Consider the following 16684-nt stretch of genomic DNA (forward strand, 5'->3'; position numbering starts at 1 on the left):
GAACCGGAAAGCCACAGGGCCGATGACTTTCCTATTCAGGGTATGAAACGGGCGGCCGGCGTGCGATGGTGAAGCGATGGACGCACTCGACCGCTCGATCCTGATCGAACTCGACGCGGACCCCCGGCTGTCGACGGCCGAGCTGGCCCGGCGCACCGGCGTCTCCGTGCCGACCGCCCGGGAGCGGGTGCGGCGGCTGGAGGAGTCCGGGGTGATCCGCGGGTACCGGCTCGACGTCGACCCGGCGGCGCTGGGGTATCCGGTGGCGGCGTTCGTCCGGGTGCGGCCGGGGCCGGGGCAGTTGCCGCGGATCGCCGCGCTGGCGCGGAGCCTGCCGCAGGTCAGCGAGTGCCACCGGATCACCGGCGAGGACTGCTTCCTGCTCAAGGTGCACGCGACGGACCTCGACACCTTCGAGGAGGTGCTCGACCGCTTCCTGCTGCACGGCCAGACGACGACGTCGATCGTCCAGTCCACGGCCGTGCCGCCGCGGACGCCCGGGCTCGGCCCGTACGCGGACTCGGAGTCGGCCGCGGACTCGGACCGCGGCGGGCGCGGGCGCAGGGGCGGGCGCGAAACCGGGCGCGGCGGCGCCGGAGTCGGGCCGCGGGTTCCCTAGCGGCTGCGGCTAGGGTTGCCGGCCGTGGACCTCGATGCCGTACGCACCTTCGTCGCCGCCGCCGACACCGGCCAGTTCCAGGAGGCGGCGGCCGAGCTGATGCTGACCCAGCAGGCCGTCTCCAAGCGCATCGCCGGGCTGGAGAAGGGCCTCGGGGTGCGGCTGTTCACCCGTACTCCGCGCGGCGCGAAGCTCACCATCGACGGACAGGCGTTCCTCCCGCACGCCCGCGCTCTCCTGCGGACCGCGGAGCGCGCGGCGGCCTCGGTACGGCCCGGGAGCCGGGCACTGCGCGTGGACGTGGTCGGCCGGCGGGTGGCGACCGCCGGACTGCTGCGGGACTTCCACCGCGCGTACCCCGACGTGGAGTTGGACGTCGTCACGGTCTACGGCGGCGGCGCCGCGGTGGACGCGGTGCGCGACGGCACGATCGACGCGACGTTCCGCACGCTGCCGCCGCCGGGCCGGAAGCTGCCCGACGACATCGCCGTCGGGTACGTGATGTACGAGCCGGTGCAGCTCGTCACCGGCCCCGCGCACGAGTTCGCCGGCGCCCGCTCCATCGCCCCCGGCCGGCTCGCCGGGCACCGGATCTGGATGCCGGGCAACGCGCCGGGCACCGAGTGGGCCGCGTACTACGAGGACATGGCCGCGGAGTTCGGCTTCGTCATCGACGCGGTGGGCCCCGACTTCGGGGTCGAGAGCCTGCTCGACACGATCGCCGCGTCCGCGACGGTGGGCACCTTCCTCAGCGAGCGGACCCCGCTGGTCTGGCCCGTCGACTACGACCTGTGCCGCATCCCGCTGCACGACCCGACGCCCGTCTACCCGCACCTGATGCACTGGCACACCGACAACGCGCACCCCGCGCTGGCCCTGCTGCGCGACTTCCTCGCCCCCCGCAGCCCGCGGCACGCGCCCGGCGAGGCCGCGGGGACGTGGGCGCCGGCCTGGTCCCGCTGACCGGCGCCCGCGCGCGGCGACCGCCGCCGCCGGGGGCCGCTGCCGCCGGGGGCCGCTGCCGCCGGGGGCCGCCGTCACCCGGCGGGGGTGAAGCGCACCGCGTCCGCGATCACGTAGCCGTCGGTGGCGTCGTTGCGTACCCGCACTCCCGCCGCCGTCCCCGCCGCGAACGTGTGCCGCCCCAGCACCACCCACTTCCCGCCGCCCGAGCGCTGGTCGACGGTGTACGTCGCCGTGCCGCCGGCGTGCTCGACGTCGACCGGCACGTTGGTGGCCCGGTTGCTGTGGGAGGTCCACCACAGGGCGACGTCCCAGTCGCCGGCCTCCGGCAGCTCGGGCCGGAAGCGCATCCAGGTGCCGCCCTTGCCGGTGTTGTCGTCGTGGACGTAGTCCGAGCCGTAGTAGCCGGAGGTGGACGTGCTGCTCAGCCAGGTGCCGGCGGAGGTGACGCCGGTGGCGGAGACGTTGTCGACGACGATCTCGCCGGGCTCGGTGGGCGGCCACTGAAGGAACTGCCCGTCCGCGCGCAGCCGGGCCTGCAGCGCGGCGACCGGCACCTGCTGCACCGCCGCGCCGCGGTCGAGGGCCATCCGCGCGGCGGTCGCCGCCGACTGGCCGAGGATCATGAAGACGGGCTCCATCCGGATCGACCCGTACGCGATGTGCGAGGCGGAGAGCGCGACGGGCACCAGCAGGTTGGTGCACTGCGAGCGCTTCGGCGTCAGCGAGCGGTAGCTGATCCCGTACGGTGCGCGCACCCCGACCTGCACGTCGCCCTCGTTGCGCGCGACGCCGTCGACGACGAGGCGGCGGCAGTTGTGCGAGTCCATCGTGTACGAGGCGAGCCCGACGGAGTCCGCGGCGCGCACGGTGCCGCGGCAGTCGTGCTCGGTCATGACGTAGTCGGAGACCATGCGCCGCGCCTCGCGGATGTACAGCAGCGGCGGCCAGCCGCCGTGGTCGGTGAACTCGTCGCGCGGCAGGCCCCAGGCGGCGGTCTGGGCGCGCACGGACTCCGGCAGCCGCGGGTCGTTGGCGAGGAACCACATCAGGCCCTGCTGGTAGTCGACGTGTTCGGCGTGGATGCGGGCGCGCTCGGCGTAGGTGCCGGTGGGGTAGCCGAAGTTGAGACCGATGTTGTCGGTGGAGAAGGCGCCGTTGTTGTTGGAGTCGGTCTTGCCGCCGCCCATCTGGTGGGTGGTGTAGAACGGCCCGCGCCAGCCGGCCTGGACGTAGCGCAGGAGGAGTTCGTAGCGCATCGGGTCGTAGCCGGACGGCTTCGGGAAGGGGATGCGGTCGCCGGCCTGGGTCAGGCACATGCGGAAGCAGTACGCCTGGATCGACTCGTCCGCGGTGCCGTCGGGCGCGAGCGGGTCGGCGGAGACGCCGGGCAGCAGGCCGCTGGCGGGGCTGCCGGGGGTGACGTAGGGGTCGACGGGGTGGACGAACTGGTGCTTGTCGCGGTGCTGGACGCCGTTGAGGGTCTCGTCGTACGCGGCGTTGCCCTCGCGTCCGGCGGTGAAGTCGACGCCGGCGCGGGCCATCAGGTCGCCCTCGTAGGTCGCGTCCATGAACACGCCGCCCGTGTACGCGCGGCCGTCGTCGGTGACGAGTGTGCGGATGCGGCCGCCGCGGCGGTCGACGGAGCGCAGCCGCGCGTCGGTGACGACGGGCACGTCGTGCTCTTCGAGGAGGTCGGCGAAGACCGCGGAGGCGACGTGCGGTTCGAAGGTGTAGCGGGCCGGGGAGTCGTCGGTGACGGGGGTGCCGTGGTACTTGGCGTACACGCGGCGGTAGAACTCCAGGGCCAGGCCGCCGATGGCGGAGGTGTTGCCGGTGTCGGTGGCGCCGAGGCCGCTGGTGGTGAGGCCGCCGATGTGCCGGGTGGGCTCCAGCACCACGGCGGTGCCGCCCATCCGGCGCATCTGCACGGCGGCGATCACGCCGGCCGAGGTGCCGCCGTAGACCACCAGGTCGGCCCGGACGGGGCCGCGGTCCCGGGCGTACGCCGCCGGGGCCAGGGCGGGCAGCGCGAGACCCGCGCCGCCCGCGACGAGCAAACCACGTCTAGAAAGCGCTTTCTCAGCCATGGTTCCGGAGTGTGCCCGCGCCCCGGCGGGACGTCAACGCATCCGTACGCCCGGATCCCAGTCGGCCGGCAGCGCCGCCGGCACCGTGAACCCGGCGCCCCCGACGGGCACGAACTCCCCGTCCTGCGCGGACCGTTCGACCGCCGCCATGGTCTCCAGGACGTGCTGCGCCAGCTCGCCGGAGGCGCGGTGCGGCTCCCCGGCGGCCAGCGAGCGGGCCATGTCGAGCGCGCCCATGCCGCGCCCGGCGGTCGCGCCCGCCGCCTCGATCTCCGTCCACTCCGCCGAGCCCGCCCGGCGCAGCCGCAGGGAGCCGTCGAAGCGGTTGGGGTCGGGCAGCGCGAGGGTGGCCTCGGTGCCGGTGATCTCCACCCAGCCCTGCCGGTTCAGCGGCGAGTCGAAGCTGACCACCAGCGACGCCGTTTGGCCCCCGGCGTAGTCGAGGAGCGCGGCGACGTGCGTGGGCACCTCGACCGGGAACTCGGTGCCGGCCTTCGGACCGGACCCGATCACCCGCGTCTCGCGCGCCTTGCCGGCCACCGCCGCGACCCGCCCGGCCGGGCCGAAGAGCGTCGCCAGGCACGTCAGGTAGTACGGGCCCACGTCGAACAGCGGCCCCGCGCCGCGCCGGAAGAGGAACTCGGGGCTGGGGTGCCACGACTCCGGGCCCGGGGTCTGCATCAGCGCGAGACCGCTCAGCGGCGCGCCGATCGCCCCCTCGTCGAGCAGCCGGCGCGCGGTCTGCAGCCCGGCGCCGAGGAACGTGTCCGGGGCGCAGCCGAGCCGCACGCCGGCCGCCGCGGCGCGGGCGACCAGGTCGGCACCGGAGGCGGGGTCGAGGGTCAGCGGCTTCTCGTTCCACACGTGCTTGCCGGCGTCGATCGCCGCCGCCGCGACGTCGTGGTGGGCGACGGGAACGGTGAGGTTGACGACCAGCTCGACGCCGGGGTGGGCGAGGGCCTCTTCGGTCGGGCCGTGCGCCGGTACGCCGTAGGCGGCGGCCTGCGCGGCGGCCCGTTCGGTGTCGAGGTCGGCGCAGAACAGCACGCGCAGGTCGGGGAAGGCGGTGAGGTTCGTCAGGTACTGGTCGCTGATCGTGCCGCAGCCGACCACGGCGACGCCCAGGGGCTCCCCTGCGGTCATCGGCGCTTCCCCTCCAGCCAGTCGAAGCTCTCGCGCACGGCGGTGAGCATGTCGGTGGCGCAGGCGTCGAGTTCGACGATGTGCCGGCGGGCGCCCGCGCCGGCGGCGAGCACGGCCTCGACGGGCATCCGCCCGGCGCCGACCGCGGTCATCGGATCGTCCTTGGTGACGGGCCCGTCCTTGATGTGCAGGTGCGTGACGCGGTCGCCGAGCCGGCCGAGCAGCGCGGGTACGTCCTGGCCGCCGACCGCCGCCCAGTACGTGTCCACCTCGAACTGCACCGGCGTGTCGAGGCCGGCGAGCAGGTCGGCCAGCACCTCCAGCGCGGGGGCGCCGCCGACGTGCTGGGACAGCTCGAATTCGTGGTTGTGGTAGCCGAGCGCGAGGCCGTGCCCGGCGGCGCGCCCCGCCGCGTCGGCCAGTTCGCCGGCGACGGAGCGCACCCCGTCGGCGTCGGCGAACCGCTCCGGCGGCAGGTACGGGACGAAGACGGTGTCGGCGCCGACCGTGCGCGCACCCCGGAAGGCGGCCTCGGCCTGCTCGGGTCCGGCGAGCACGTGCGCGTGCACGGAGCCGGCCGTGAGGCCCGCCTCGTCCAGGTCGGCCCGCAGCGCCTCGGGGTCGGTCAGCACGTCGTAGCACTCGACCTGGCGGTAGCCGAAGCCGGCCAGCGCGGCGAGCGTGCCGGGGCGGTCGGCGGCTATCTCGTCGCGAACGGTGTAGAGCTGCACGCCCAGGGACGGGCTCATGGTCTCCTCCGGCGGTCGTTTTCGACAATTTTTCGCTCGCCAGCTGACGCTAGGAGCCCCGACGACCTCCGTCAACACCCTTGACAGGGTCGGAAGTAGACGGCCAGGCTGGCCGGAGTTTTCGAAAAGGACACCGCCCATGCCGCCCGAACAAGCCACCCTCAGCGACATCGCCGCCCGCGCCGGCGTCTCGGTGTCGACCGTCTCCAAGGTCCTGCACGCCCGCACCGACGTCGCCCCCGCCACCCGCGAGCGGATCGCCCGGCTGCTCGCCGACCACGGGTACCGGCCGTCCCGCGGCGCCGGCGTGGTCGACCTCGTCATCGGCAGCCTCAACAGCCCGTGGGCCGACGCGCTGGTCACCGGCGCGGTCGAGGCCGGTGCCGAGGCCGACTGCCGGATCGTCATCGACAGCGTGCCCGACAGCCCGGACGTCCTGCGGCACACCCTGGAGCGCATCATGGCGCGCGGCAGCGACGGCGTCCTGCTCGTCCACCAGGTGCCGGCGCCCGAGACCCGCGCGCGGCTGGCGGCCAAGCGCATCCCGCTGGTCGCCATCGACCCGCCGGCCGAACCGGGCGCGGGCGTACGCTCCGTGGGCTGCACGAACTGGCAGGGCGGCCTCGCCGCGACCCGCCACCTCGTCGAGCTGGGCCACCGGCGCATCGCCACGATCACCGGGCCGCAGGCGACCTGGTCCGCCCGCGCCCGCTTCGACGGCTACCGCGCCGCGCTGCTGGAGGCCGGGCTGCCGGTCGACGAGGAGCTGGTCCACCGCGCCGACTTCTTCGCGCCCGACGGCCGCGCCGGGGCGCTCGCGCTGCTCGACCTGCCCGAGCCGCCGACGGCGGTGGTCGCGGCGAACGACGGGCAGGCGTTCGGGGTGCTGCAGGCGCTGGCCGAACGCGGGCTGCGGGCACCGGCGGACATGAGCGTCACCGGCTTCGACGACACCCCGGTCGCCGCCTGGGCGGCGCCGCCGCTGACGACCGTCGTCCAGCCGCTGGAGGCGATGGCGGCGACGGCGTTCCGGATGCTCCGGCTGCACGGCGAGGGCGGGGCGGCGCAGCCCGAGCAGGTGGAGCTGGCGACGACGCTGACGGTCCGCTCGTCCACGGGCCCGCCGCCGGCCCGCTGACCACGGAACCCCACGACACCTGCGGATACGTTCCGTACGCCGCGAACAATGACGCCCGAACGCACCGAGCCCCCCGCCCCGATGCCCCGTGCCCCCGACACCCGAGGACCGTTCGCCCGCACCCGCACCGCCGCCACGACCGACTGGAGCATCCGCATGGCCCTGTTCGACCTGCCCCTCGCCGAGCTGCGCGACTACCGCCCCGAGCGGGAGGAGCCCGCCGACTTCGACGACTTCTGGACCCGCACCCTCGCCGGGGCCGCGGACGCGGCGGCCGGCCGGGAGCCGGAGTTCCGCCCGTACCCGACGGGTCTGACGGCGGTCGACGTGCACGACGTGTCCTTCGCCGGCTGGGGCGGCCACCGGATCTCCGCCTGGCTCGTGGTGCCGCGCGGCGCCGACGGCCCCGTGCCGTGCGTCATGCACTACATCGGCTACGGCGGCGGCCGCGGGCTGCCGCACGACCACCTGTTCTGGCCGGCCTCGGGCCGCGCCGTCTTCGTCGTCGACACCCGCGGCCAGGGCGCCGCCCACCGCAACAACGCCGGATCCACCCCCGACCCGTACGGCACGGGCAACGCGCAGACGCCCGGCTTCATGACGCGCGGCGTGCTCGACCCCGAGGAGTACTACTACCGGCGCGTCTTCACCGACGCGGTACGCGCCGTGGACGCCGCCGCCGCGCATCCGGCGGTCGACGGCGAGCGGATCGCGGTCTCCGGCGGCAGCCAGGGCGGCGCGATCGCCACCGCGGTCGCTGGGCTGCACCCGGGGGTGCGGGCGGCGATGATCGACGTGCCGTTCCTCAACCACTTCCGCCGGGCGGTCACGATCACGGACAAGAACCCGTACCAGGAACTGGTCCTGTTCCTGGCCACCCAGCGGGACGCGGACGAGCGGGTGTTCCGCACGCTGTCGTACTTCGACGGGCTCAACTTCGCGGCCCGGGCCCGGGTGCCGGCGCTGTACTCGGTGGCGCTGATGGACGAGGTGTGCCCGCCGTCGACGGTCTTCGCGTCGTACAACCACTGGGGCGGGCCGAAGGGCATCGAGGTGTACCGGTGGAACGGCCACGAGGGCGGCGGCAACGACCACCGCGTGACCGCGCTGGCCTGGCTGGAGTTGTAAGGCTTCTCAGCGGGGCGTGGGCGTACGGCGCGCGGCCGGACGCCCCCGTCAGGGCTGCTTCCGCGGGGCGCCCAGCAGCTCCCGCAGCACCGCCTCGGCCGCCGCCGTGTCCCCTGCCGCCAGCGCGTCGACCAGCGCCTGCCGGCGGGCCTGCGGCGCCGCCGGGGGCCGGGCCCTGGCCCGCAGCTCGCCCGCGACGCGGACCAGCTGGCGGTTGCCGGAGAGCGCCACCAGCGCCTCGTGGAACTCCGCGTCGTCCGCCGCCAGCCGGCTCAGCACCACCCAGCGCTCGGGCGGCAGTCCGGCCGCCAGCCGGTGCAGCAGCGGTACGAGGAGCAGCGCGCGCACCTCCGCCAGCTCGGCCAGGTCGCGTGCGCTGGGTGCGAGGACCCGGAAGCCGCGGTTGGGAAGTATCTCCACCGCGCCCTCCGCGGCGAGTTGCTGCATGGCCTCGCGCACCGGGGTCGCCGAGACGCCGAACCGCTCGCCGAGCGCGGGCGCGGAGTACACCTCGCCGGGCCGCAGTTCGCCGCCGAGCACCGCGTTGCGCAGCGCGTCGAGCACCTGGGCCCGTACGGAGTGCCGCTGCACCCGGGCCGGGGCGCGGAGTCGGCCCGGCCCCGCCGGCTGCTGCGGCGGGTGCTCCACTGTTTCTCCCGAATCGCTACGCATTGGCGCCCGGTGGGCGACGCACGCGCCCCACCGTAACCCGCGGCCCCCTTGCCCCTTCCCCGATCATGCAGGTTAAGGTTAGCCTTACCTCAGCCCGTCGACGGGTCGAGAACACGCCACGCCCCGCCGAGCCCAGGGTGGTCACCGCACGATGTCCGCGCCCGCAGCGCCTCAGCCGCTCGACGACGCCGCGACCCCGTCCGTCCGGCTCGCCGGCACCCCGGTCACCGCGGCGTACGCACGGCTCACCGAGGTCCTGCCGTTCCTCGCGGTCACCGAGGCGGGCCCCGCGGAGCCGCTGCCCGCCGGCCCCGGCTGGGTGGCCGCCGCCGACCTCGCCGCCGGCGGCGAGGTGCTCGACGACTTCCTCGCCTGGGACGCCGAGCAGGTCCGCCGCACGTACGGCGAGGACGCCCGCCCCGACGTGGTCGCCAGCTTCGGCCTGCACCGCTACGCCTGGTCGGCCTGCCTGCTCGTCACCCTGCCCTGGTTCCTCCTCCGCCGCGTGCCCCGCGTCCCGCTGGACGCCGTGGCGCTGCACCGCAACGCCGACGGCAGCCGCATGCGCGTCGCCGTCCGCGGCGGCGCGTTCGCCTGCCTGCCCGACGACCCCGCCGCCGGCCTGCCCGGCGCCCGCGTGGTCGCCGGCGAGGAGCCGCTGCGCGCCGAGGTGCGGGCGGCCGTGGCCGAGCATCTGGAGCCGGTGCTCGCCGCGTTCGGGCCGCGGATGCGCCGCGGGCCCCGGGCGCTGTGGGGGATGGCGACGGACGAGATCGTCGAGGGCCTGTGGTATCTCGGCGAGCTGCTGGGCGAGGAGCGGCGCGCGATGGCCGAGACCGCCCGGCTCCTGCCGGGCACCGGCCCGGCCACGGCCCCGTACGCCGGCGGCGCGGCCTTCCGCACCCTCACCGGGCCCGCCGGGGAGTCCCTGGCCACCCGGGACCGGGCGAGCTGCTGCATGTACTACACGCTGCGCCCCGACGACACCTGCGTCACCTGCCCGCGCACCTGCGACACGGAGCGCGTCGCCCGCCTCGTCGCAAGCTCTTAGCATGCAAGCCACCCCTTTGAGTGGCTGATTTCGTTTCCTCCGGAATCGCGCGGGAATTCCGCAAGTATCGGTCCCCGGGTCACCCGTCATCTGACGAGGCAAGGGACATCCATGGGATTCAACGGGATACCGCTGAGCTGGGCACTCCCGGCCGCCGTACTGCTGCTCGGCGTGCTCGCGGCCATCGCCGTGGTGGTACGCGGCCGGCAGAAGGCCGACGAGCCTGCGGACTCCTGGGAGGCCGGCGAGCAGCGCCGCCGCCGCAAGGAGGCGATGTACGGCACCCTCGCGTACGTCCTGCTCTTCTGCTGCGCCGCGGTCGCCGCCGCGCTCTCCTTCCACGGCCTGGTCGGCTTCGGCCGGCAGAACCTGGGCCTGTCCGACGGCTGGGAGTACCTGGTCCCCTTCGGGCTCGACGGCGCCGCGATGTTCTGCTCGGTCATCGCCGTACGCGAGGCCAGCAACGGCGACGCGGCGCTCGGCTCCCGGCTGCTGGTGTGGACGTTCGCGGGCGCGGCCGCCTGGTTCAACTGGGTGCACGCGCCGCGCGGCACGGACCACGCGGGCGCGCCGCAGTTCTTCGCCGGCATGTCGCTGTCGGCGGCGGTGCTCTTCGACCGGGCGCTGAAGCAGACCCGCAGGGCGGCGCTGCGCGAGCAGGGGCTCGTCCCGCGGCCGCTGCCGCAGATCCGCTTCGTCCGCTGGCTGCGGGCGCCGCGCGAGACGTTCCGGGCGTGGTCGCTGATGCTCCTCGAAGGCGTCCGCACGCTGGACGAGGCGGTCGACGAGGTGCGCCAGGACAGCAAGGACGAGGCCCGCCGCCGGGCCGAGGAGCGCGAGCAGGCCCGGCTGGAGCGGGCCCGGCTCAAGGCACTCGGCAAGCACCAGCGGGCGCTGGCGCCCGGCGAGCTGACCGCGGCGCGCGCCGAGCCGTCGGCGGCGCTGACGCCGGAGCCGGGCACCGGGGCGGCGCAGTTCACCCGGCGGTCGCGGCCGGCCGTGGAGGGCAGGCCCGCGGTCGGCGGCGGGCAGCCGGGCGGCCCGGCGCCCGCGAAGTCCGTCGCCGTGCCCGCCGGCCAGGACGACGAGCTGGCGGCCCCGCTGGACCACCTGGAGAAGAAGCTCACGGCCATGGAGAACCAGCTCCGCTGACGGGGCCCGGAAGACGATCGACGGGTGGGTCCTCTTGCCCCGTCGGCCGCGTGCAGGTTAGGCAGATCACAGCGACCACTGTGAGGAGCCGCGATGCACGACGACCGACTGCTGGCAGAGGGCCGGCTGGACCGCGCGCTGCGCCAGTTCATCCGACCCGCCCAGTACACCGAACGCGTCCCCCTGGAGCTGACGGTGTGGCACCGCCCGGGCGAGCCGGTGCCGGCGGACGAGGCACTGAAGATCCCGCCCGAGGAGTACGAGCCGTTCGCCGTCGGCACCGCCTGGGGGCCGCCGTGGTCGACCAGTTGGTTCCGGCTGACCGGCACCGTGCCGGCGGGCTGGGCGGGGCGGCGCGTCGAGGCGGTGATCGACCCCGGGTTCGGCGCCGAGATGCCCGGGTTCCAGGCCGAGGGGATGGTGTACGACGCGGCCGGGGCCCCCGTCAAGGGCGTGCACCCGCGCAACCGCCATGTGCCGATCGCCTCCCCCGCGGCCGGCGGCGAGCCCGTCCGGCTCCTGCTGGAGGCCGCCGCGAACCCCGCGGTGCTCCAGGACTTCACCCCCACCCCGCTCGGCGAGCTGCGGACCGCGGGCGACGCGCCGCTGTACACCTTCCGCTCCGCCGACCTCGCCGTCCTCAACGAGGACGTGTGGCACCTGGTCCTCGACATCGAGGTGCTGTCGGAGCTGATGCACGAGCTGCCGGCGGACCGGAGCCGGCGCCACGACATCCTGCACACCCTGGACCGCATGCTCGACGTGCTCGACCTGCACGACGTGCCCGGCACGGCCGCCGCCGCCCGCGAGGTGCTGGCCCCGGCGCTGGCGCAGCCCGCGGCGGCCAGCGCCCACCGCGCGTACGCCGCCGGCCACGCGCACATCGACTCCGCCTGGCTGTGGCCGCTGCGCGAGACGGTGCGCAAGGCGTCGCGGACGTTCGCGAACGTCACCGAGCTGGCGCTGTCCGGCGACTACCCGGAGCTGGTCTTCGCCGCCTCGCAGGCGCAGCAGTACGCCTGGGTCAAGCAGAACCAGCCGCAGATCTACGAGCGGATCCGCGCCGCCGTGCAGACCGGCCAGTTCGTGCCGGTCGGCTCGATGTGGGTGGAGTCCGACGCCAACATGCCGGGCGGCGAGGCGCTCGCGCGCCAGCTGATCCACGGCAAGCGGTTCTTCGCCGAGGAGTTCGGCGTGGACACCCAGGAGGTGTGGCTGCCCGACTCCTTCGGCTACACGGCGGCGTTCCCGCAGCTCGCGCGGCTGGCGGGGATCCGGTGGTTCCTCACCCAGAAGCTGTCGTGGAACCAGACCAACAAGATGCCGCACCACACGTTCTGGTGGGAGGGCATCGACGGCACCCGGGTCTTCACCCACTTCCCGCCCGTCGACACGTACAACGCCACCATGCACGCCGCAGAACTGTCGCTCGCCGAGCGCAACTTCGCCGACAAGGGGCGGGCCAGCATGTCGCTCGTGCCGTTCGGGTACGGGGACGGAGGCGGCGGGCCGACGCGCGAGATGCTGGAGAAGGCGCGCCGGCTGCGGTCCCTGGAGGGCTCGCCCCGCGTGGAGGTGGCCAACCCGGCGGCGTTCTTCGCGGCGGCCGAGGAGGAGTACGGGGCCGCGGCGCCGGTGTGGTCCGGGGAGCTGTACCTGGAGTTCCACCGCGGCACGTACACCAGCCAGGCCGACACCAAGAGCGGCAACAGGCGCAGCGAGCACCTGCTGCGCGAGGCTGAACTGTGGGCGACGGCGGCGGCGCTGGCGGACCCGGCGTACGCGTACCCGTACGAGGAGCTGGACCGGATCTGGAAGACCGTGCTGCTGCACCAGTTCCACGACATCCTGCCGGGGTCGTCGATCGCCTGGGTGCACCGGGAGGCGGCGCAGACGTACGCGGCGGTGGCCGAGGAGCTGGCGGGCCTCACCGCGGCGGCGGTGGCGGCGCTGGGCACCGCGGACGGCGACGGGCTCGCCGTGCTGAACGCCTCGCCGTACGAGCGCGGCGGGGTCGTGGAGCTGGCCGCCGAGGAGTCGGCGGCGCTGCCGTCGGGGGCGCTCACGCAGCCGCTGGGCGACGGCCGGTCGCTGGCGCGGGTGAGCGCGCCCGGGCTGGGCGCCGGTACGGCGGGGGCGGCGGCCGGCGCCGGGGTGTCGGCGGTGCCGGACGGCGGCGGTGCCGTGCTCGACAACGGGCTGCTGCGGGTCGTCGTCGACGGCGACGGGCTGGTGGCCTCCGTACGGGACCTGGCCGCCGACCGCGAGGTGCTGGCGCCGGGCGCCCGCGCGAACCTGCTGCAGCTCCACCCCGACCACCCCAACCAGTGGGACGCCTGGGACATCGACAAGTTCTACCGGCGCACCCGCACCGACCTGGTGGCCGCGGAGTCCGTGGAGGTCACCGAGTCGGGGCCGCTGCGGGCCGCCGTGCGGGTGGTGCGCACCACCGGCCGGTCGCGGATCGTGCAGGACATCAGCCTGGCGGCGGACAGCGGGCAGGTGGACTTCACCACCGAGGTCGACTGGCGGGAGGAGGAGAAGGTCCTCAAGGCGGCGTTCCCGCTGGACGTGCACGCGGAGCGGTCCACGTCCGAGATCCAGTTCGGGCACGTGCACCGGCCGACTCACGCCAACACGAGCTGGGACGCGGCGAAGTTCGAGATCTGCGCGCACCGCTGGCTGCACGTGGGCGAGCCGGGCTACGGCGTGGCGGTGCTCAACGACGCCACGTACGGCCACGACGTGACGCGCGAGGCGCACGAGGCGGGCCTCGGCACGACGGTGCGGCTGACGATCCTGCGCGCGCCGAAGTTCCCGGACCCGGAGACGGACCTCGGCGTCCACCGCTACCGCTACGCGCTGCTGCCGGGCGCGGACGTGGGCGCGGCGGTGGCCGGGGGCCTGGCGCTGAACCTGCCGCTGCGCACGGCCCGTACGGCGGCGCGGGTGCCGCTGGTGTCGGTGACCGACCCGGCGGTCACGGTGGAGTCGGTCAAGCGCGCGGAGGACCGGAGCGGGGACGTGGTGGTCCGGGTGTACGAGTCGCGCGGGGGGCGGGCGTCGGGGACGCTGACGACGTCGTTCCCGGTGGCGGACGTACAGGTGACGGACCTGCTGGAGCAGCCGCTCGAATCGCCGGACGCGGTACGGGAGGAGGACGGCTCGGTGTCGCTGCGGCTCCGGCCGTTCCAGATCCTGACGCTGCGGATGCGGCCCGTGCGCTGAGCCCCGGAGGGGCCCGGCGGCGCCGGGCCCCTCCGCTGCTCAACTCTCCCAGAGGGCGGCGGCGGTGCGGTCGTCGGCGAAGCCCTTGGCGCGCAGCTGGACGTCCCCCAGGAACGCCGCGAGCCCGGGCGGCGCCTCCTCGCCGCGCCACCGCTCAGCCAGCTCGTCGGCCAGCCCGGGCGCGCCGCGCAGCGGCTCGGCGAACCCGGGGCTGCACAGCAGCAGCACGTCGCCGGTCCTGCCCTCCGACGCCCGGAAGGCGAACGGCGCGGGCTCGCCCGGGTCGGGGGTGTCCACGAGCGCGCCGAAGCCGGGCGGCGGCGGGCCGCCGGGGGCCGGGGCGGGGTGCGCGGAACGGCCGCCGAGGTCGACGGTCAGCCGCGGATCGACGGGGGCGGCCGGTTCCTGCCGGGACTCGCCCTGCCGGGGATCTCCCTGCCGGGGGCCGTCCTGCCGGGGCTCCTCGTCCGCCGGGGCGGGCTCCAGGTCCTGCCACTCGTCGCCGCGCAGCCGGAAGAGACCGCCGGGGCCGGTGCCGAAGAACACCCGGGTACGGCAGCCGGGGTCGGCGGACAGCAGCAGGCAGCGCAGCCCGGCGGTGTACCCGGCGGGATCGAGCCCGAACTCCTCGGCCTGCGCGCGCATCAGCCCGTACGTCCGCCCGGTCAGCCGGTGCAGCCCGCCCTTCAGCGCGGCGCGGCGCCCGGTCCGTATGTCCTCGGACAGCCGCGCCCGGCTCCTGCCGACGGCCTCACCCATCCAGCGCACGAGCGACTCTGCGGCCCGGTCCGTACGGGGCACGCCGCGCGCGCCGGTGGCGACGGCGACGAAGACGAGCGCGTCGTCGCCGCCGCCGAAGCGGGCGGTGAGGACGGCGTCGCGCCGCTGCTCGCCGCGGTACCGGGGGCTGTCGCCGCGGGTGGCGGCGGTCCGCAGGGTGAACGACCCGTAGCGGGCCCCGTCGAGCACGGTGTCGGGCACCAGCTCCGCGAGCGCCCCGGGCGCCACCTCGGGCAACGCGGTGGGCTCGGCCTCGTACGTGGGCGGCCCCCCACCGACGAACTCCCCACCGCGCCGGGCCCATTCGACATCGGTGAGGGTGTCGGTGACGGACACCTGCCGCAGCCGCATGGTGGGAGGCGGGGTCTCGGAGGGGCCGGCCACCGCGGGCTCCGCGGGGGCCGCCGGGGCGGCGGGCCGGGGCCCGGGGCCGGGCGACTCCGGTGCGACGGGGCCACGTTGGGCCACGCCGGGCGGCACAGCCTCCCCGGAACCGGGCTCGGTGACCGCCGGCGGGGCGGGGGCCGAGGGACGCCCGGACGCGGGCGGGGGCGGCGCCGCGGACGCGAAGCCGGGCGATTCCGGTGCGATGGGGGCGTGTCGGGCCGCTACCGGAGGCACGGCCTCCCCGGAGCCGGGCTCGGTGGCCGGGGGTTCGTCGGGACCGGGCGGGAGGACTTCCGCCGGGGCGGTCCCGCGGGCACTGCCCGGCGAGCCGGGCAACGGCCCGTCCACCGGAGCGGGTTCGGCGCGCTCCGCCGTACCAGGAGGTGCCGCCGAGGCGGCGGGCTCCGCCGGTCGCCGCACGCGCGGCGGCGCGGCTGCGGGCGGCGCGGAGTCCGCCGCCTCCCGCGCACCGGGCAACTGCGCCTCCGCCGGGGCGGGCTCCGGCGAGCCGACCGGCTCCCGGCCCGCGGTCCCCCGCCGGCCGGACAGCACCCCGTCCACCCAGCTCCGTTCACCCGACTCCCAGGAGCCGGCCGGTTCCCCGTCCGCGGGAGCGGGCCCGACGGTCGCCGACGAGTCGGCCGCACCCGCATCCGTGGCAGTCGGGCCCTCCGGCCCCCGCTGACCCGGCGACGCCGCATCCGCCGGGGCCGGTTCTGCGGGCGCCGGCGAGCCGACCGGTTCCGGGTCCGCGATCTCCCGCCGGCCGGACAGCACCCCGTCCACCCAGCTCCGTTCACCCGACTCCCAGGAGCCGACCGGCGCCGTGTCCGCCGGGTCCGGGGCAGCCGGGTCCGGGGCAGCCGGCAACGCGCCGTCCCCCGGGGTGCGTTCCACGGTCCCGCGCGGGGCCGGCGCAGCCGGCGCCCCGCCGTCCGCGGGCTCCCGCTCGCGCGGCGCCGCCGCGTCCGACGCAGTGCCGTCCGGGGCCTCTCCCGGGCCGCCGCGCGCAGCCGACTCCCACCAGGGCGCGGCCCCCTCCGCCGCCCCGGCGGGCTCCGCGGGCTCCGGCGCCGGCTCCCGCGGCGCAACCGCCCGTTCCGGGCGGGGCTTCGCGTCCTCCGGCGGGCGGCGGGACGGTCCTTCGTCCTCCCGCAGGCCCGCGAACACGTCGTCCGTCCAGCCCCGGCCCCCGGCCGGTGCCGGGCGCTCCTCAAAGCCCGGGACCCCCGCCACCGACGGCGGCGGGTAGTCGGGGTCGGCCATCTGGTCGTACGGCTCCTCCGCCGACGCCCGCCGCGGCTCGGCCGCCGCCGCTGCCGAAGGCGGCTCCGGCGCAGGCGGGTCCGCCTCCGCGGGGGGCACGTCCGCCTCCTCGTCCACCGCCCGCGCCACCGACGCGAAGCGGTCGTCGAGGGTGTCCCCCGCGCGCTGCGGCCCGGTGTCCGGTACCCCCTCCTCGTACAGGTCGTGCCACCACTCGTCCTCGGTGCGGCGTTCCCCCGCCGTCTCCCCCTGGCGATCCATGCTCCTATTGTTCCCCGCCGCCCCTCGCCACAACTGCCGGACCCGCAAGATCACGGC

General features: G+C 75.9%; 12 protein-coding genes. 7 read left to right on the forward strand and 5 right to left on the reverse strand.

All coding sequences use genetic code 11. From position 1 onward, the window contains the following. Nucleotides 1-76: 76 nt before the first annotated feature. Together LG396_RS08460 and LG396_RS08465 are read left to right on the forward strand one after the other, a co-directional pair. A complete protein-coding gene (locus LG396_RS08460) occupies nucleotides 77-619 on the forward strand; it encodes an Lrp/AsnC family transcriptional regulator (RefSeq protein ID WP_225794245.1) in 543 nt (180 codons plus the stop codon). A 24-nt stretch (nucleotides 620-643) separates the two neighbouring features. Further along, the gene (locus LG396_RS08465) at nucleotides 644-1582 is read left to right on the forward strand and encodes a LysR family transcriptional regulator (RefSeq protein ID WP_018836985.1); all 939 of its coding nucleotides are present in this window, start codon (nucleotides 644-646) and stop codon (nucleotides 1580-1582) included. Nucleotides 1583-1656: 74 nt separating this feature from the next. Here LG396_RS08465 and LG396_RS08470 read toward each other — a convergent pair whose 3' ends face one another. The 3 genes from LG396_RS08470 to LG396_RS08480 are packed head-to-tail and all read right to left on the reverse strand — an operon-like array spanning nucleotide 1657 to nucleotide 5564. Next, nucleotides 1657-3672: an FAD-dependent oxidoreductase gene (locus LG396_RS08470; protein ID WP_225794246.1), complete on the reverse strand. Its 2016-nt coding sequence runs from the start codon at nucleotides 3670-3672 to the stop codon at nucleotides 1657-1659. A gap of 33 nt (nucleotides 3673-3705) precedes the next feature. Further along, entirely contained in the window at nucleotides 3706-4815 is a 1110-nt protein-coding gene (locus LG396_RS08475) for a Gfo/Idh/MocA family protein (protein ID WP_225794247.1), read from the reverse strand. After that, complete coding sequence (locus LG396_RS08480; RefSeq protein ID WP_225794248.1) at nucleotides 4812-5564, reverse strand: sugar phosphate isomerase/epimerase family protein; 753 nt, start codon at nucleotides 5562-5564, stop codon at nucleotides 4812-4814. Before LG396_RS08480 ends, LG396_RS08475 begins: the two co-directional genes overlap by 4 nt. A gap of 139 nt (nucleotides 5565-5703) precedes the next feature. Here LG396_RS08480 and LG396_RS08485 point away from each other — a divergent pair, with 139 nt between their 5' ends. Both LG396_RS08485 and LG396_RS08490 read left to right on the forward strand, forming a co-directional pair. Further along, nucleotides 5704-6702 (forward strand): LacI family DNA-binding transcriptional regulator, encoded by a 999-nt coding sequence (locus LG396_RS08485; RefSeq protein WP_225794249.1) that lies wholly within the window; start codon nucleotides 5704-5706, stop codon nucleotides 6700-6702. 156 nt (nucleotides 6703-6858) lie between these two features. Next, complete coding sequence (locus tag LG396_RS08490; RefSeq protein ID WP_026276324.1) at nucleotides 6859-7830, forward strand: acetylxylan esterase; 972 nt, start codon at nucleotides 6859-6861, stop codon at nucleotides 7828-7830. Between the two features lie 48 nt (nucleotides 7831-7878). Here LG396_RS08490 and LG396_RS08495 read toward each other — a convergent pair whose 3' ends face one another. Next, nucleotides 7879-8478: a GntR family transcriptional regulator gene (locus LG396_RS08495; protein ID WP_037747696.1), complete on the reverse strand. Its 600-nt coding sequence runs from the start codon at nucleotides 8476-8478 to the stop codon at nucleotides 7879-7881. Nucleotides 8479-8653: 175 nt separating this feature from the next. Here LG396_RS08495 and LG396_RS08500 point away from each other — a divergent pair, with 175 nt between their 5' ends. From LG396_RS08500 to LG396_RS08510, 3 genes are all read left to right on the forward strand, one after another. Next, complete coding sequence (locus LG396_RS08500; protein WP_225794250.1) at nucleotides 8654-9553, forward strand: (2Fe-2S)-binding protein; 900 nt, start codon at nucleotides 8654-8656, stop codon at nucleotides 9551-9553. A 111-nt stretch (nucleotides 9554-9664) separates the two neighbouring features. Further along, entirely contained in the window at nucleotides 9665-10705 is a 1041-nt protein-coding gene (locus LG396_RS08505; protein ID WP_100301312.1) for a DUF2637 domain-containing protein, read from the forward strand. Nucleotides 10706-10798: 93 nt separating this feature from the next. Beyond that, nucleotides 10799-13933 (forward strand): alpha-mannosidase, encoded by a 3135-nt coding sequence (locus LG396_RS08510; RefSeq protein ID WP_225794251.1) that lies wholly within the window; start codon nucleotides 10799-10801, stop codon nucleotides 13931-13933. Between the two features lie 39 nt (nucleotides 13934-13972). Here LG396_RS08510 and LG396_RS08515 read toward each other — a convergent pair whose 3' ends face one another. Beyond that, nucleotides 13973-16627, reverse strand: a complete 2655-nt coding sequence (locus LG396_RS08515; RefSeq protein ID WP_225794252.1) for a protein phosphatase 2C domain-containing protein — start codon at nucleotides 16625-16627, stop codon at nucleotides 13973-13975. Nucleotides 16628-16684 lie beyond the last annotated feature (57 nt).

It is taken from the genome of Streptomyces aculeolatus, from assembly GCF_020400605.1.
GTDB lineage: Bacteria > Actinomycetota > Actinomycetes > Streptomycetales > Streptomycetaceae > Streptomyces > Streptomyces aculeolatus.

Bases quoted from the DNA above. Each gene is read 5' to 3' on its own strand.
- LG396_RS08460 (WP_225794245.1), top strand. From the start codon at position 77: ATGGACGCACTCGACCGCTCGATCCTGATCGAACTCGACGCGGACCCC.
- LG396_RS08470 (WP_225794246.1), bottom strand. From the start codon at position 3,672: ATGGCTGAGAAAGCGCTTTCTAGACGTGGTTTGCTCGTCGCGGGCGGC.
- LG396_RS08475 (WP_225794247.1), bottom strand. From the start codon at position 4,815: ATGACCGCAGGGGAGCCCCTGGGCGTCGCCGTGGTCGGCTGCGGCACG.
- LG396_RS08480 (WP_225794248.1), bottom strand. From the start codon at position 5,564: ATGAGCCCGTCCCTGGGCGTGCAGCTCTACACCGTTCGCGACGAGATA.
- LG396_RS08485 (WP_225794249.1), top strand. From the start codon at position 5,704: ATGCCGCCCGAACAAGCCACCCTCAGCGACATCGCCGCCCGCGCCGGC.
- LG396_RS08490 (WP_026276324.1), top strand. From the start codon at position 6,859: ATGGCCCTGTTCGACCTGCCCCTCGCCGAGCTGCGCGACTACCGCCCC.
- LG396_RS08500 (WP_225794250.1), top strand. From the start codon at position 8,654: ATGTCCGCGCCCGCAGCGCCTCAGCCGCTCGACGACGCCGCGACCCCG.
- LG396_RS08505 (WP_100301312.1), top strand. From the start codon at position 9,665: ATGGGATTCAACGGGATACCGCTGAGCTGGGCACTCCCGGCCGCCGTA.
- LG396_RS08510 (WP_225794251.1), top strand. From the start codon at position 10,799: ATGCACGACGACCGACTGCTGGCAGAGGGCCGGCTGGACCGCGCGCTG.
- LG396_RS08515 (WP_225794252.1), bottom strand. From the start codon at position 16,627: ATGGATCGCCAGGGGGAGACGGCGGGGGAACGCCGCACCGAGGACGAG.